We start from the raw sequence: 16,977 nt of genomic DNA, 5'->3' as shown, positions 1-16,977 counted from the left end.
CTCAACAAGACGGACAAGCGCGTCAATACCATTTGCCCAAGTAAAACAAAATAACGTTTTGAATTTAATAAAAAACAACCATTAAATTGACAACCCAAAGTCACGTTAAATAGATTCATGATAAACATTGATTTTTTTATGATTAATCAATTCAATCTTTTTTAATTAAGATCAATAAAAATCTTTAATTTAGTAAAGAACAATGAGCAAGCAAATTAGATTTAATGCCTTTGAAATGAACTGTATTGCGCATCAGTCTCCGGGATTGTGGCGTCACCCTCAGGATCGCTCGACTGAATATAAAGACCTCGAATATTGGACCGATTTGGCCAAAATATTAGAGCGTGGCAAGTTTGATGGGGTTTTTATTGCCGATGTGTTAGGTATTTATGATGTTTATCATCAATCAACACAACATGCGCTCACAGGTGCCGTACAAGTTCCCGTGAATGATCCTTTGCAAATCGTACCTGCTATGGCGGCCGTCACCAAACACCTAGGCTTCGGTCTGACCACCTCGATTTCTTTTGAACATCCTTATCCCTTTGCACGGCGTATGAGCACCTTGGATCATCTGACCAAAGGCCGCATTGGTTGGAACATCGTCACCTCATACTTGGAAAGTGGCTCAAAAAATTTGGGGCTTAAAACGCAAGTCAGTCATGATCAACGTTATGACATCGCTGATGAATATTTAGAAGTTCTCTATAAACTTTGGGAGGGCTCTTGGGAACAAGATGCTGTATTGCGTGATAAAGAAAAAGGCATTTTTGCAGACCATCGCAAAGTCCATCCCATCAATCATCAAGGTCAATATTTTAGCGTTCCTGGCATTCATATTTGCGAACCTTCCCCACAACGTACCCCTGTACTTTATCAAGCAGGCGCATCTAGTCGTGGGCAGTTATTTGCAAGCCAAAATGCTGAATGTGTGTTTATTTCTGCGCCGACCAAAGCAGCCGTGAAAAAACTGGTACAAGGCATTCGCTCCAACCTAGTTGAACAAGGCAAAGACCCTCATTCAATTTTGATCTACACCATGCTATCCATCGTAGTGGATGAAACTGACGCGAAAGCCCAAGCAAAATTTAAAGACTATCAAAGCTACGCCAGCTATCACGGCGGACTCACTTTGGCATCAGGTTGGTCTGGCGTTGATTTTTCACAATTTCATGCAGCAGACAAAGTTGAATATATTCATACCGATGCGATTCAATCAATGCTGGATTCTTATGTAAAAGCCGACCCGAATCGAATTTGGACCATTGAAGAAATTGCCAAATTTATTAGTATCGGTGGCAATGGCCCAATCTTGGTGGGCTCAGCTGCAACTGTGGCCGACCAACTACAGGCATGGACCGAAGAAACCGATATTGACGGCTTTAACTTGGCCTATATTTTGGCGCATCAAAGCTTTGAAGATGTGGTGGAATATCTGGTGCCGGAACTACAGCAACGTGGCGTGTATGCAACGGAATATACCGAAGGGACGTTGCGTGAGAAACTATTTGGACAAGGTCCATTGCTGACAGAACAGCATCGAGGGGCAAGCTATCGCTATCATGCAAAAGCGAAAACCAACAACAATAGAGAACTCGCTTAGGTTGATACACCCAGCGAGTTCTGGTCGATCTTAGTCTTGATACATCGGTTTATTGTCATTCAAGGCAATCAAACCACGGATGGCACGATAGACGATCCACACCCATGCCCCAAAAATCACCGCAAAGGCAAAGGTGGTTGCAGAAACCGCAACACCTGCAAAGGCCGTTCCGTTATCACCAGTAAAGAACAGGAACGAAAACGGAATAAAGGCAATAATATTCCAAGCCAAATACCACCAGAAGGTGCGGATTTGCCACGTAAAGTGACTTTCAAAGATCGAGCCTTGGACATCACTACGTTTTACATAGTTGATGATCAAGGCGATGATTGCCAACAAACCACCAGTAAAAATCGCAATGATATAAAGCACATACAGCACCAAAGTCAAAGTACGGTTTGGATCTTGATCAACGGAATAATTCATTTTTATTTATCTCCAGAAACAAACTCCCTCAATCAATAGAACACATTGAGCGGAGAAATTAGCCAACATATCAATAGTATATGGAAGACTATGGTACAGAAATAAATCTTACGAAACGGTTGTTTTTGTGTTTTATGTCTCAGTTTTTGCTGAGCAAGCCAACCACCGCACCATCCCCCCAAAGAATCCACGATATGCAAGGTCTGCTCTGGAATACGTCGATTGCCTAATTGAGCTGCTTCTTTATCTTGTGCATACAACCAATAACTCAACACATTCATCAAACTCACGAACAATAAAGTATAAGGCGGCAGCAATTTACTAAAGCTTGCGATCAACATGAAAACAATATAAATCACAATGCCAATCTGCATCGCAGACCAGCGTTTCGACGCTGTAGGCTGACTCGGACGGGCACGATGCTCAATCACCTGCGATGCTTTCAAATAGGTCGCCTGTTGAGCGCGATAACGACCGCGCTCATCCAGAATTACCACATATTCCAAGGCACAACCGACCAAGGGTCGCGGCCCTGTGCGAGCAAAGTCTTTGATATGGATAAAGACACGATCTTTTGCTGTGTCATTGGGTTGGATAAAGCCATAGCCTTTATCATCAAACCACTCAACTAAACGACCTTGATCTCGCATGTCTATTCCCTAAGCTGTGATTCGTTGTAAACGGTCTTGTAACATCATGCGCATTTCCAGCGGATCTTTTTGCAAAATATCATCGCCGGTACGCCCTTGCTCGGCATTTTTCTGTGCTACTTGTAAGCGCATACTCCAGAAACGGCACGCCGCCATTGCCAAGAAGATATTTAAACAGGCCAGCTCATCAACGGTCAGCTGACGAATGCTTTGATAAGCTGCAAGAAAGGCATTGGCCTTGGCTTGATCTAAATGCGCTTGTGGATAGGCAGTACAGAAATCATTGATACTAATCGCAATATCAAATAACCATTCATCTTGATTCAATTCATAAAAATCCAGAATACCCTGTAGTTGATCGCCTTCAAACAAGGTGTTATCTCTGAATAAATCTGAATGAATAAAACCCATCGGGCGGTCAGGATGCTGCTGGGTAATTGCCGCAAACTGCTGGAACACCAGAGCTAATAATTCCTGATCTTGCGCATTCATTTGTGGCTTAAGTTGCTCAGCGACATCAGACCAATATTGATGATTACGATTAAAATCACGTTCTAAAGGAAAGCCTTGTAAGGCCAAATGCAATTTTGCCTGTGCTTGTGCAATCGCCTGAATTTGGATAATGCTGGCATCTTCAGGGTGCTCACCCATCAAGCGTGGCGCAATTTGTGCAGGTTTATCTGCAATACTATGAATGGCCTGACCACTATGCTTTAAAGGCACCGCCACAGGCACACCTGCCTCACCCAAACAATCCAGTACAGGCACCAACTCACCTGCCCCTTCAGCATCTAATTCTTCAAACACCGTTAAAACATAGTGTTTCTGTGATTGATCCACCAAAAAATAATTGGTGTTTTGAATACCGCCTTGGATTGGAATCAGGTCAATCACCGCTAAACCATAAGGCTCAGCAAAGGCTTGAACTTCTTCTAAACTCAACGGGGTATAAACCGACATGGAAAACCTGCAAAAAATAGCTGTGAAGTTTGATAGAATACCTGTTCCCTCCATGAAGGTGTAGCACCCCTTTCTTTATTGGCGATTTTTTGGAAAATTTTATGCTCGCAAAACGTATTATCCCTTGCTTAGATGTTGATAATGGTCGAGTCGTCAAAGGCGTTCAATTCCTTGATATTCGTGACGCAGGTGACCCTGTTGAAGTCGCCCGTCGTTATAACGAACAAGGCGCCGATGAAATTACCTTTTTAGATATTACTGCTACCCATCATGGACGCGACACCACTTACCGTACCGTAGAACGCATGGCAGAAAGCGTTTTTGTACCCTTAACTGTGGGTGGTGGTGTCCGTAAAGTTGAAGATATCCGTTTATTGTTGAATGCAGGTGCTGATAAAGTCAGTATCAACTCGGCTGCCGTGTTTACTCCTGAGTTTGTCCAAGAAGCCTCGCAACGCTTTGGTGCGCAATGCATCGTGGTCGCGATTGATGCGAAAAAAACTGGCGAGAACAAGTGGGAAATTTTTACCCACGGTGGCCGTAAGCCAACAGGCATCGATGCGATTGAATGGGCGGTGAAAATGGCTGACTTCGGTGCAGGCGAACTGCTGATTACCAGTATGGATGCTGATGGTACCAAAGCAGGTTATGACATTGCCTTGATGCGTCAGATCAATGATCGCGTCAATATCCCGACCATCGCTTCGGGTGGTGTAGGCAACTTACAGCATTTGGCCGATGGCATCTTAAAAGGTGGTGCAGATGCGGTACTGGCTGCTTCTATTTTCCACTTTGGTCAACACACCATTCCAGAAGCAAAACAATATCTTGCCGCACAAGGCATTGAGATGCGTCTTTAATGAGATAAACCATAAAAAACCTCTCAATGGAGAGGTTTTTTTATTTAAAAATCGCTGTATACAGATAAAAAAAATACCTTGCTGAGCAAGGTATGGAAACTGCGTTATACAACGCTAGAGGGTAAGCACAATATCATTATTTTGAACAAATTCTGAGCAATTAAAATGCTTGAGCTAAATTAGCGAGAAAATGCACAAAGATATTGACATTAAAAACCAATTTTATTGACAATTCACGACATCCCCCTATTTTTATCGTCATGATTTGTCAATAAAAGCCTGCTCAGCCCGCTAGATCAATCCAATTTAAGCCACCGATTCTTGCGATTGTTTTTGCGGTTGCTCAGCGACAGGCGCTTCCACCAATTTTGGTTTCTGCTCCACCCATTTAACAGGAAAAATAGACTCTACCGCTTGGGTCAATGCTTTAGACAAAGTTGCAGGTAAAGGAAGACCCAATGGATTGGTCTCTTTTAAATCCGCAGAAGACACCACACGGGTTCCCATTACATAATCAAACCATGGACGCGTTACACACCAGTTGGCATCTTGGTTGGAATTCATATGATGATCATAATGCCAAGGAATGGTGCGTTTTGCCCAATCGGGTTCTAAGTGCGCACGGCGATGCACATAATAATAATTGCCCGCACTATACAGTGCCGCCAAAGACATGCCCTTTGAAATTGGATAAAACGCCACACTGGCAACCCCTGCCACCACTGCCAATGACATGATTTCATTCCGGGTACGCCAATGCTCGACACCTTCCACATAGCAATCATCCGAAAACTGCTGTTTACGTACTTCACGATGATGTGCCCAGTGCGACTCCATGCTTTTTGGCACAGGGCTATAACGTGGCTGACCTGGACGGTGTACCCCATGCAAAATATATTTATGTGCAAACCATTCAAATGCATTGGCAACTGCCAAGCCTGCAATAAAACCTTTGATCATGGTTTTCTCCAAATGTTTCCTTATTTTTATTCAAGATATAAATTTTTGTAGGCGAAGTATTGACGATACGATATATTTATATTGACAAAACACGACAAGCTAAGAGGTAGACAGGATGTCTCAACTCAAGAACTATACAGGCTCTGTTTTTGGTGGTTTGGGGCATTTATTAAAAGCCTATTGTGAAGCAGAAAACATCAGCATTCCTGAACAATTACAACAGGTTCAGAACCTAGAGCGCTTTGATTATGTGATTTGGCGAGACCTGCTAGAAGACCTGAATCGACTGCATCCGAAGAGTGGTTTAGGCTTGGAGATCGCAGAATACGTGCAGCCTAAACACTTAGGCATCATTGCCTATTTGGCCCTGTCCTGTGAAAACCTAGGTGAAGCACTGTCTCGTTATCATGACTTCCATCGCCTGATTTATGATGGTAGCCCTTTGGTGGTTGAATTTAATCACCCTTATGCCTCAATCCGTTGGGAAGCTCCTGAACCACATCCGACTCAGTTGACTGATGAAATCGCGATTGCCTTGATGGTGCAGTTCCTTAAACTGTTTATGTCGGGTGACACCATTCATCTGCATGAAGTGCATTTCGTCAATGCCGCGCCAAAAAATATCAGCATTTATGAGCAGTATTTCCACTGTAAAGTCCGTTTTGAACAGCCCAAAACACAATTATTATTGCCAGTCAGCGAAGCCTTTAAGCCGCTCAAAACAAGTGATCACACCTTACAGCAACTGTTGTTGCAGCAAGCCCAAGCCTTGCTCGATAAACTGCCGAATTCGACCCAACTGGATCAACGCCTTCAACATGCCATTTTGACAGGGCTACAAAAGAATCAATATCAAATCGATTTTATCGCCGAAAAACTGGGCCTGTCGGTGCGTCAATTACAGCGCCATTTACAACAACAAAACACTACCTTTCAAGAGCGGGTACAGCAGGTCCGCTTTATGCTGGCGACCGAATATTTAAAAGACCCTCATCTGAGTTTGCAAGAAATTGCGCTACTGCTCTGTTATTCTGAACAAAGTGCTTTTCAACGTGCTTTTAAGATTTGGACGGGGCAAACCCCGCAACAGTGGCGAAACAACAACATAACTTACAATTCGTAATAAAAACACTCATGAACTAACGGTTTCGCAACTGATCGTTTTCATTGCACGTTTTATACAAGAGCCTATATACCTATGTGAATTGGTTCACAATTTTTTCACGAGGGTTAAACATATCCATAATAAATTTTGGATGCTTGCTTTTTTATTTTTTATAACTGATGTGGTGATAACAATGAACAAATATTTAGCAGAATTTCTCGGGACCTTTTGGCTTGTTTTTGGTGGTTGTGGTAGTGCTGTGCTTGCAGCTGCATACCCTGAACTTGGCATTGGTTTCTTAGGTGTTGCATTAGCATTTGGTTTAACTGTTTTAACAGGTGCTTACGCTTTCGGTCATATTTCGGGTGGTCACTTTAACCCTGCGGTCAGTGTAGGTTTATGGGTCGGTGGACGTTTTAACTCAAAAGACTTAGTTCCTTATATCGTGTCTCAAGTGATTGGTGGTGCGCTTGCAGCATTCGTGCTGTATATCATCGTACAAGGTCAAGCAGGCTTTGCAGGTACAGGTGGTTTCGCAACCAATGGCTATGGTGAACTCTCTCCAAACCATTTCTCTGTTGCGTCAGCATTCTTGATTGAGGTTGTTTTAACTGCGTTCTTCTTGATCGTGATTATGGGAGCAACGGATCGTCGTGCACCTGCTGGTTTTGCGCCAATTGCAATTGGTTTAGCTTTAACCTTGATCCACTTGATCAGTATTCCAGTCACCAACACATCAGTAAACCCTGCACGTAGTACTGCGGTTGCGTTATTTGCTGAAACAGCAGCAATCAGCCAACTTTGGTTGTTCTGGGTTGCACCAATCATCGGTGCCATCATTGGTGCAGTGATCTACAAAGTCGTGGGCAGCGAAAAAGACTAAGCGCGATATATCCCATAAAAAAACAGCCCTGTGCTCAATTGCGGTACAGGGCTGTTTTTTTATAAGAATGGATTTTCAATATCCTGCTCAGGTTTTCCCTCAATCTGCTCAGGTAAATCATCCTTCTCCAATGCAGCAACCACGTCATTGATAAAGCTTTGCAATGCCTTGGCTGTTTTAAGGCCTGCCTGATCTTTGGTAATCTGCAAATTGCCATATAAACTCACGCAATCGACCTGATTTTCCAAAGTCAGATCATAAATTGCCGAAGACTCATCACCCTGTTCAAAAGGTTTAAACATCGTTTCCCTCTCATTGTTGTTGTCTATCCCACAACATGAGCCAAGCAGGCTGACTTTGCAAGCGGTACTTATCGCAAGATTTGTAAGAAATACTGCACCAAAGCATTCACCAATTGATTGATCAAGGCTTGCTTGGTTTCTTCATCAATCTGCGGGAATTTACTTTCAGTGGCATTGGTCGGTTGTGAACTAAACTCACGCTGCTGTGCTTGAATGGCATCGGTTTTAGCATCTTCAGCACATTGACTCTGACCATCCCAATGCAAATAGCTAATGTCTTTATTCGGCTTCACTTGCTGCGCGGACACAGGCAGTTGATAAACATTGCGCTTCTGCTGCTCGGTCAACTGTGGAAATAAATTAATTCCCAGTTTCTCTTCCAAATAGCAAACACTGACCACTTTGACCTGCTGAGAATTATTATTTGGCGCATAGTAGGCCCCAATAATCCCCTGCTTAGGTAAATACACCGCTTTGTACACTGCAGTCGGGACAATCACGCCCTTACCAATAGTTTTCAGGCGTTTACCTTCAAATACTGGCCCTGTCAGTACATAGGCATCTTTATGTTGTTTGGTCACAACTGAACGTACCGCTTCTTCTAATTTACGCCACACTTCCTGATTATTCTTCGGCGCTTGCGGCACCATATTGGCCAGTGAGAAGCTGTCATATTGCGCCGCAGTATTATTCATATCACCATTCGGCGCCATATGACCACGGTCATAGCCTGAACCACGATAGTCGGACAATAAAGCACGATGTGCAGGCTTTAGCCGTGTTTCTTCATGGAAATTATCTTCCCGTTTAATTTTGATACTTAAGCGTTCTGGTGTTAGATATTCTGCTGTCCACAATGGGGTCTTAGATACACCTGAATACATCACATTAAAATCATTAAAACACAAGGCATAGCTGTCTTTTTTTAAGCTATCTTTACTGAGTAAGGGTGGAACATCACGATAAAACTGTTTTAGACAACCCGTATTACTGGATTGAAATGGGATGAACTTGGAAATTTTTTCACTGCCAAATGCGATCGCAAAACTCCCTGTTGCGACCAGTGCCAACATCATTTTTCCAACATTTTGGCTCAAAAAAGCAAATGGGCTTTTACTCTTTCGGGTTGGTCTCTTTGCCATAACTACATCAAAATCAATACGAACGCGCAGCTTAACAACTCAAAAGCACTGTGTATATTGAGTTTCAGCCCAGAGCGACACTTTATGTCGCAAATCTGTACACTTGATCTACAGACAATAAAAAAGGCACGCTCAGGTGCCTCTTTTATGCGTTTTTCTTAAATTTCGATCTGACTACCCAACTCCACTACACGGTTGGTTGGAATCTGATAGAAGTCACTGACAGGGCTGGTATTGCGCTGCATCGAGATGAATAACTTTTCACGCCACGGCGACATGCCATCCCCCACGGTATGCACAATACGGTCACGTGAAATGAAGAAACTCATTTGCATCATATCGAATTCAAAACCAAGCTCCTTATAAGCTTGTTCTAATGCATTCGGTACATTCGGCTGATCTTTAAATCCGTAGTACATATAGATTCGATAAAAATGCTCATCCAATTTTTCAACTTTTAAGCGATCTGCTTCAGCCACATACGGAATATCTTGGGTATATACCGTGACCATCACATTACGTTCATGCAGCACTTTATTGTGCTTGATGTTGTGTAACATCGCATGCGGCACAATGTTCGGTGTACCAGTTAAGAAAATCGCTTCACCTGGCACAAAATGAGTTTCTTTGCTCATGCCAATACTCTTGATAAACAATTCAATTGGCAAAGCATTGGTTTCCATACGGTTATAGACAATTTCACGACCACGTTTCCACGTCATCAAAATGGTATAGACCACCACACCAATCAGAATCGGCACCCAACCACCTGAGAGGATTTTTAATGAGGTGGAACCAACAAAAATTAAATCAATAATCAGGAATGGCACCGCAAATAAGGCCACTTTCCATAACGGCCAACGCCATACGCCATAGGCCAAAGTCGAGATCAAAATCGTTCCGCACAGCATGGTCATGGTCACGGCTACACCATAAGCACTGGCCAACTCGGCACTGCTTTCAAACAATAGAATCAGGATCACCACCGAGATAAACAGCACCCAGTTAATAAAAGGCAAATAAATCTGACCTTGCTCCACATCCGAAGTATGGTGCACGGTTAAGCGTGGTAAATAGCGTAATTGAATGGCTTGATTCGCCATCGAAAATACGCCAGTAATCACTGCTTGAGAAGCGATCACGGCTGCGGCTGTTGCTAAGCCAATCATTGGGAATAAAGCCCAATCTGGCACTAATAAATAGAACGGGTTTTCAATGGCTTTAGCGTCGCGTAACAGTAGCGCACCTTGACCTGCATAGTTTAAAAGCAAGCAAGGCAGTACCACCAAGAACCATGCCAATTTAATCGGCACGCGTCCAAAATGTCCCATGTCGGCATACAACGCCTCACCACCAGTCATGGTCAGAATCACTGCACCCATGGTGATAAAGGCAACTGTCGGTTGATCAAAGACAAAATGGAATGCCCAATACGGATTGACCATCATCAAGACATACGGGGTCTGGATGATACTCCAGAGACCAATCAAACCAATAGACGCAAACCATAGCAGTGTAATTGGGCCAAAGAATTTCCCCATGGTGGCGGTACCATGCCGCTGCACCATAAATAATGCCGTGAGGATACCCAAAGCAATCGGCACCAACCAACGATCTAAAGCAGGCGTCACCAGACTCAAACCTTCAATCGCAGACAGTACTGAAATTGCAGGGGTAATGATCCCGTCACCAAAAAACAGTGATGCGCCGATAAAGCCCAATGCAATCAGAAAGATTTTATTTTTATTGCTAAAAACCGAGGAACGCAGATTCAGTGCGAGCAGTGACATGATCCCGCCTTCACCATTGTTGTCCGCACGCATGATCATTGAGACGTACTTAAAACTAATCGTTAGGTTCATACACCAGAAGATCAGCGAAAGAATACCTAGGATCGATCCTTCGCTGATATCAACATGTCCTGTGACAAAGCATTGCCGTATTGCATAGAGCGGACTGGTTCCAATGTCTCCAAATACCACCCCTAATGCTGCCAGCGTCATCGCGGGCAATGCGGCTTTTTTTGCAGTACTTTGCATATGATGTTGTCTTCAAAATAGAACGTTATATGGCGCAATATTATCATTAGCCAAAAAGTTTTTCTGCAAATCTGTTCGACTACAACTTGGCAGCGTGCATTTTTTTGGGTACTATCGCACACCTTGGTGAGGTGTCCGAGTGGCTGAAGGAGCACGCCTGGAAAGTGTGTATACGTTTGCGCGTATCGAGGGTTCGAATCCCTCTCTCACCGCCAAGATTATTTCCAAAACCATCTAAAAATGATCTAAAAAGCTTAAATCTAAAGGATTTAGGCTTTTTTTATTGCTTACAGGTTCCTACCCTTTCCATTGCAATCCCCCATGTTGTGGGGGATAATTGGGGGATGATTATAAAAATCGAATAATCGTCCCCCAATTTGTATGGATACCATTCAGAATGCTTAGCGATGCTCAAGTTAGAAAGATTAAACCACTTGAAAAGAAAAAGCGTTATGCCGATGAAAAAGGACTGTATTTAGAAGTCACGCCATCAGGTGGTCGCTTCTGGCGGTTAAAATATCGGTTTAATGGTCGTGAAAGTACTCTCACTATTGGCAGCTATCCAGAGATTTCACTTGCACAAGCTCGTCGAGCTCGTGATGAAGCACGTATTCAGCTTTACAATAATATCGATCCCAATGCTGTGAAAAATCAACGCTTACAGCAAATAGATAAAAGCATCCTTTTCAAATCACTTGCGATGGAGTGGATGGAGGACCGTAAAGCCGTCATTAAAGAAACGACTTATCTACGTGATCTATCAGTATTCGAAAAAGACCTTTTTCCTGTATTAGGTGATATGCCTATTGATCAAATTAAAGGTAAAGATGTACTTGCTTGCGCAAAAAAAATTGAAGCACGTGGTGCTTTGGAAATGGCAAAACGCTCGATTCCTTTAACTGGTCGTATTTTCCGTTTTGCAATCCGTAAAGGCATTATTGAAAATGATCCAACCCCCCACTTACAAGAGGCTTTAAAGCCTCGTAAAGTGAAACATATGGCCCGTTTGGATATTTCAGAATTTCCACCATTCCTTGAACGTATGGATCGTTATCATGGCAGCCCAATGATTAAAACTGCGATTCAGTTGATGACCTTAACTTTCGTACGTACTGCTGAACTTAGAATGATGGAATGGGAAGAAATTGATTTTCAAACTAAATTGTGGCGTATACCTGCTGATAAAATGAAAATGGCACAACCGCATATTGTTCCTTTATCTAAACAAGCAATCGAGTTAATTGAACGATTACGCCCCCTTACAGGAAACAAGCAATACGTGTTCTATAATCACAGTACAGCTAAACCTATGAGCAGTAATGCTCTTTTATGTGTAATTCGTACAATGGGTTATAACGGAAAGATGACAGGACATGGCTTCCGTGGGCTTGCTTCTACAACCTTACATGAACAAGGTTATATGCATGACGCAATAGAGATTCAACTTGCCCATAGAGTAGGTAATGCTGTATCCCAAGCCTATAACCATGCACAACATTTGGACTATCGGATTAAGATGATGCAGGAGTGGTCAAATTTTATTGATGGTTTGAGATGTAAGGTTGCATCGTATACTTAGCTTATAGCTGTTTAAAAAACATATTCTCAGTAATTTGCTGGAATGTATTTTATTCAAGCAGCTACCAACTTTTATATAACTTTAATCAACTAATTTATCGTATGATAACTATTTTAGATAAGCTATCAGTAAAAGTCGTCCTTATCCTTTTATGATGGAGTGATATGTCAAGCTCAGAAAACGACCTCGAAAACGCACTAATAGAAAAGTTGCACGAGTTAAAATATACCATCAAAAAAATTTCTGATTTGGATTCACTTACTGCAAATTTTCGAGAAAAATTTAATGAATTGAATCAAGTCCAACTTACTGATGATGAGTTCGAACGTTTATTACAAGAAAATATCAGTTCCGATGTATTTGCTTGTTCACAGCGCTTACGTGAACAACATGTCTTCGACCGTGAAGATGGTACTCCACTTTACTATACTTTAGTTAACACCAAAGATTGGTGCAAAAATGAGTTTGAGGTTATCCGACAATTTCGTCTTAATACCCATAATAGTTATCATCGTTACGATGTAATTATTTTAATAAATGGTCTACCTCTAATTCAGATTGAATTAAAAACTCTCGATATTTCTCCACGTCGAGCTATGCAGCAAATTGTTGATTATAAGAATGATGTCGGTAATGGTTATACCAATACTTTATTTGCATTCATGCAATTATTTATTGTTACAAATCAATCCCAAACAATGTATTTCAGTAACAATCAATCTCAGCACTTTAATTTCAGTGCTGATGAACAGTTTTTACCTATTTACCATTGGGCAGACCCAGATAATCGTAAAGTCAATGGCTTGCATGAATTTGCTGATAAATTTTTAAACAAGTGCAAACTTGGGAAGATGATTAGTCGTTACATGGTTCTCATTACAACTGAACAAAAAATTTTGATAATGAGACCTTACCAAATCTATGCAGTTGAAGCGATTGTTGAAAGTATCAAACAGAATCGTGGAAATGGTTATATTTGGCATACCACAGGTAGTGGTAAAACCTTAACCTCATTTAAAGCATCGACTTTACTAAAAGATAACCCAGATATTGAAAAATGCTTATTTGTGGTCGATCGTAAAGATTTAGACCGCCAAACCCGTGAAGAGTTTAATAAGTTTCAAGATGGATGTGTCGAAGAAAATACTAATACGGCTACTCTAGTACGCCGCTTACTCTCCACAAATCATAGTGATAAAGTTATTGTTACTACCATTCAGAAACTTGCACTAGCTTTAAGTGACTCACCATCAAATGATAAACAGAAATCTACTAAAAATTCATCACGTTCAAAATATCTAAGTTTTAAAGAACAGTTAAAGCCATTACAAAATAAACGAATTGCAATTATTTTTGATGAATGCCATCGATCACAGTTTGGCGAGAACCATCAGGCAATCAAAAACTTTTTCCCAAACTCTCAACTATTTGGCTTTACTGGAACACCTATCTTTAAAGCAAATGCTACTGTCCAACGTATAGATGGAAAAGAAGCAAGTTATGCAGAAACAAAAGACATTTTTCAGCACAGATTACATGCCTACACTATTACTCATGCAATTGCGGATGACAATGTTTTAAAGTTTAATATCGAATATTTTAGAGCAACTCAAGTAGATCAAGATAAGCCTTTCACCGCTCGTGTTGGTGATCCAACTACACAAGCAAAAATTGTTGATGCAATTCTAAATAAACATCATCATGCAACTCATGAGCGCAAATTTAATGCGATTTTTGCTACAAGTTCAATTAATGATGCTATTAGTTACTACCATTTATTTAAAGCAAAGCAAGCTGAGCGGCTAGAAACCAATCCAACCTACTCTGTACTAAATATTGCCTGTGTATTTTCACCACCTGCTGATGGTGATGCCGATGTAAAACAACTTTCAGAGGATTTACCGAATGAACAATGGGATAATAAAGATAAACCTAATGAGAAAAAGCAAGCATTAACGGCCATCATCAGTGATTACAATGCTCAGTTTGGTGCAAACCATAGTTTGGCACAATTTGATAATTACTATCAGGATGTCCAACAACGGATCAAAGATCAGAAGTATCAAAACAGTGATAAAACTCCCCAATCCCAAAAAATCGACATAACTATTGTAGTCGATATGCTTTTAACTGGCTTCGATTCCAAATATTTAAACACTCTTTATGTTGATAAAAATCTAAAATATCACGGTCTGATTCAAGCTTTCTCTCGTACTAATCGGGTATTAAATGATTCAAAACCTTATGGAACTATTATTGATTTCCGTGGCTTAGAATCCGCCGTTGAGGAGTCGGTAAAGTTATTTTCAGACTTAGAGGATGAGAGTGATGCCAAAGAAATTTGGCTTGTTGAATCTGCTGCACAAGTTATTGCAAAATTAGCTGTAGCTAAACAGCAATTAGATAGTTTTATGCAATCTAAAGGCTTAGAGTCTCTTCCAGAGGAAGTTATCAATCTTCAGGGAGATACAGCAAAAGTTGAATTTATAAATAAATTTAAAGAAATTCAGCGCTTACAAACCCAATTGAGCCAATATACTGATTTAAGCGAGAAACAGTTAAAATCTATTTCTGCAATTATATCTAAAGACGAACTACGTAGTTTTCAATCTATTTACCTGGAGACTGCTAAGCGCTTTAAAGCAAAACAAGAAAAGCCCGATAATCAGCAAAATGATGAAATTCAACAAGTCGATTTTGAATTTGTCTTGTTCAACTCTGCAATGATTGATTATGACTACATCATGAAACTCATCAGTGATTACAGTCAGGCAACACCTGAACAGCAAAATATGACCCGTGAAGAACTTATTAATCTAATTAGAAGTGATGCTAAGTTTGTTAATGACGCTGATGACATTGCCGCCTATGTTTATAGTTTGAAAATAGGTAGAGGTTTAAACGAAACTGATATAAAACAGGGTTATGAACAATTCAAACGTGAAAAAATTGATGATGAAATTGATAAGATTGCTGAAAAGTATGGCTTAGAGATTGAGGCATTAAAACTGTTTGTAGATGCTACACTTGCTCGCATGATTGTTGACAATGATTTATTGCATGAATTACTCGCTCCGCTAGACTTAGGTTGGAAAGAACGCAGTAAAACACGTAAAGCTTTAATACAGGATTTAACCGAACCGATGCAAAAACGTACTAATGGGCGTGAAATTTCAGGGTGGGATGCACATGTTAGATAAACAACTTGTAGATTCTTATGAAAAATCTTATTTACCCCAATTACGCTTCACTGAGTTTCAAGCAGAGGCCGGGTGGAAATTAAAGAAACTAGGTAATATAGCGAACTTCCTAAAAGGTAAAGGGATTTCAAAGGCAGATATTGATGAGAACGGTATCACTCCTTGTATTAGATATGGCGAACTTTACACAACTTACAATGAAGTAATCGATAAAGTTTTATCTAGAACTAATATCCCAATTAATAATCTCATTTACAGTAAAGTCAATGATGTCATTATTCCTTCATCAGGAGAAACCCATATAGATATCGCAAAAGCGTCTTGTGTAATGCTTGATAACATTGCGCTAGGTGGTGACTTAAATATTATTCGCAGTAAGCATAATGGTATATTTATAAGTTACTATTTAAATGGCTCTTTAAAATCTAAAATTTCTAAAATTGCTCAGGGTAATGCTGTTGTACATCTTTATTCAGATCAATTAAAAAAATTAGAATTAGCAATACCATCACCAGCTGAACAGAAAAAAGTTATAGATTGCCTATCATCACTCGATAAATTAATAGAAAATGAGGAGACAAGACTAATAGCATTTAAACAAAATAAAAAAGGCTTATTACAACAACTATTCCCACAGAATGGAGAAAATTTGCCAAAACTAAGGTTTGATAAATTCAAGGATGATTGGAAAAACTTAGTGCTATCTACAATTGCCAAACCAGTTAAGAAAAAAAATACAGCTAAAGATGCTATTCAAGTTTTGTCTCTTTCCAATGAGTATGGTTTAATTTCTCAATCGGATTATTTCCTAAAAAAAGTAGCTGGTGATAACACTAATAGATATATTGTTTTACAGAAAAATGACTTTGTATACAACGATAGAATTACCAAAAACTCTACTTACGGAACAATTAAAAGACTTTCCCTTCATGACAATGGAATTGTTTCACCAATTTATAAATGCTTCCGCTTTGAAAAAAATCAAAGCCCTTCTTTCTGGGAGTATTTTTTTGAATCTAAGAGCCACGAAAGTGAAATCAAACAAATTGTAAATGAAGGAGCAAGAGCTGGTCGTTATAATATTTCCATAGATAAGTTTTTATGTATCAATGTAATGCAACCATCTCCATTAGAACAAGAAAAAATTGCTTCCTGTCTAATTTCACTAGATAGCTTAATTAAGAATCAAACAAATTATATTGAACAGCTTAGAAGACATAAAAAAGGCTTACTGCAACAATTATTTCCAGTAATTGAGGAAATATAAA

At 40.4% G+C, this 16,977-nt stretch carries 14 protein-coding genes and 1 tRNA gene; 8 read left to right on the top strand and 7 right to left on the bottom strand.

Annotation, left to right across the window (positions count from 1 at the left end):
• Positions 1-202 precede the first annotated feature (202 nt).
• Complete coding sequence (locus F993_RS01625; protein WP_004657314.1) at positions 203-1,603, top strand: LLM class flavin-dependent oxidoreductase; 1,401 nt, start codon at positions 203-205, stop codon at positions 1,601-1,603.
• A gap of 30 nt (positions 1,604-1,633) precedes the next feature.
• On the opposite strand, the gene F993_RS01630 is transcribed toward F993_RS01625, so the two are convergent.
• Genes F993_RS01630 through F993_RS01640 form a run of 3 tightly spaced genes read right to left on the bottom strand, consistent with a single transcriptional unit; the run spans position 1,634 to position 3,639 of the window.
• Positions 1,634-2,029, bottom strand: coding sequence for a DUF4870 family protein (locus F993_RS01630; protein WP_004657312.1), 396 nt, complete (start codon positions 2,027-2,029; stop codon positions 1,634-1,636).
• Positions 2,030-2,061: 32 nt separating this feature from the next.
• Positions 2,062-2,679, bottom strand: a complete 618-nt coding sequence (locus F993_RS01635) for a DUF1294 domain-containing protein (protein ID WP_004657310.1) — start codon at positions 2,677-2,679, stop codon at positions 2,062-2,064.
• 9 nt (positions 2,680-2,688) lie between these two features.
• Positions 2,689-3,639, bottom strand: coding sequence for a homoserine kinase (locus F993_RS01640; protein WP_004657308.1), 951 nt, complete (start codon positions 3,637-3,639; stop codon positions 2,689-2,691).
• 101 nt (positions 3,640-3,740) lie between these two features.
• Here F993_RS01640 and hisF point away from each other — a divergent pair, with 101 nt between their 5' ends.
• On the top strand, positions 3,741-4,499 hold the full coding sequence (gene hisF / locus F993_RS01645) for an imidazole glycerol phosphate synthase subunit HisF (RefSeq protein WP_004657307.1): 759 nt from the start codon (positions 3,741-3,743) through the stop codon (positions 4,497-4,499).
• Positions 4,500-4,805: 306 nt separating this feature from the next.
• Here hisF and F993_RS01650 read toward each other — a convergent pair whose 3' ends face one another.
• Entirely contained in the window at positions 4,806-5,459 is a 654-nt protein-coding gene (locus tag F993_RS01650) for a sterol desaturase family protein (RefSeq protein WP_004657305.1), read from the bottom strand.
• A gap of 115 nt (positions 5,460-5,574) precedes the next feature.
• Between F993_RS01650 and F993_RS01655 the strand changes: the two genes are divergently transcribed.
• Together F993_RS01655 and aqpZ are read left to right on the top strand one after the other, a co-directional pair.
• Positions 5,575-6,582, top strand: a complete 1,008-nt coding sequence (locus F993_RS01655) for an AraC family transcriptional regulator (protein WP_004657303.1) — start codon at positions 5,575-5,577, stop codon at positions 6,580-6,582.
• Positions 6,583-6,757: 175 nt separating this feature from the next.
• Complete coding sequence (gene aqpZ, locus F993_RS01660) at positions 6,758-7,447, top strand: aquaporin Z (protein WP_004657301.1); 690 nt, start codon at positions 6,758-6,760, stop codon at positions 7,445-7,447.
• A gap of 59 nt (positions 7,448-7,506) precedes the next feature.
• On the opposite strand, the gene F993_RS01665 is transcribed toward aqpZ, so the two are convergent.
• From F993_RS01665 to F993_RS01675, 3 genes are all read right to left on the bottom strand, one after another.
• The gene (locus tag F993_RS01665) at positions 7,507-7,749 is read right to left on the bottom strand and encodes a hypothetical protein (protein ID WP_004657299.1); all 243 of its coding nucleotides are present in this window, start codon (positions 7,747-7,749) and stop codon (positions 7,507-7,509) included.
• Positions 7,750-7,817: 68 nt separating this feature from the next.
• Entirely contained in the window at positions 7,818-8,891 is a 1,074-nt protein-coding gene (locus F993_RS01670) for a DNA/RNA non-specific endonuclease (RefSeq protein ID WP_032812610.1), read from the bottom strand.
• Positions 8,892-9,049: 158 nt separating this feature from the next.
• On the bottom strand, positions 9,050-10,930 hold the full coding sequence (locus F993_RS01675; RefSeq protein WP_004657295.1) for a potassium transporter Kup: 1,881 nt from the start codon (positions 10,928-10,930) through the stop codon (positions 9,050-9,052).
• A 125-nt stretch (positions 10,931-11,055) separates the two neighbouring features.
• On the opposite strand from F993_RS01675, the gene F993_RS01680 reads away from it, so the two are divergent.
• From F993_RS01680 to F993_RS01695, 4 genes are all read left to right on the top strand, one after another.
• Positions 11,056-11,145: transfer RNA gene (locus tag F993_RS01680), tRNA-Ser, on the top strand.
• Positions 11,146-11,327: 182 nt separating this feature from the next.
• On the top strand, positions 11,328-12,509 hold the full coding sequence (locus F993_RS01685; RefSeq protein ID WP_004657293.1) for a tyrosine-type recombinase/integrase: 1,182 nt from the start codon (positions 11,328-11,330) through the stop codon (positions 12,507-12,509).
• Between the two features lie 164 nt (positions 12,510-12,673).
• Positions 12,674-15,709, top strand: a complete 3,036-nt coding sequence (locus F993_RS01690) for a type I restriction endonuclease subunit R (protein ID WP_004657292.1) — start codon at positions 12,674-12,676, stop codon at positions 15,707-15,709.
• Positions 15,699-16,976, top strand: coding sequence for a restriction endonuclease subunit S (locus F993_RS01695; protein WP_004657290.1), 1,278 nt, complete (start codon positions 15,699-15,701; stop codon positions 16,974-16,976). Before F993_RS01690 ends, F993_RS01695 begins: the two co-directional genes overlap by 11 nt.
• Position 16,977: the final 1 nt, after the last annotated feature.

The sequence above is a fragment of the Acinetobacter proteolyticus genome (genome assembly GCF_000367945.1).
GTDB lineage: Bacteria > Pseudomonadota > Gammaproteobacteria > Pseudomonadales > Moraxellaceae > Acinetobacter > Acinetobacter proteolyticus.
The sequence above is the reverse complement of the archived record's forward strand: the minus strand, read 5'-3'. Positions and strand labels throughout refer to the sequence as shown.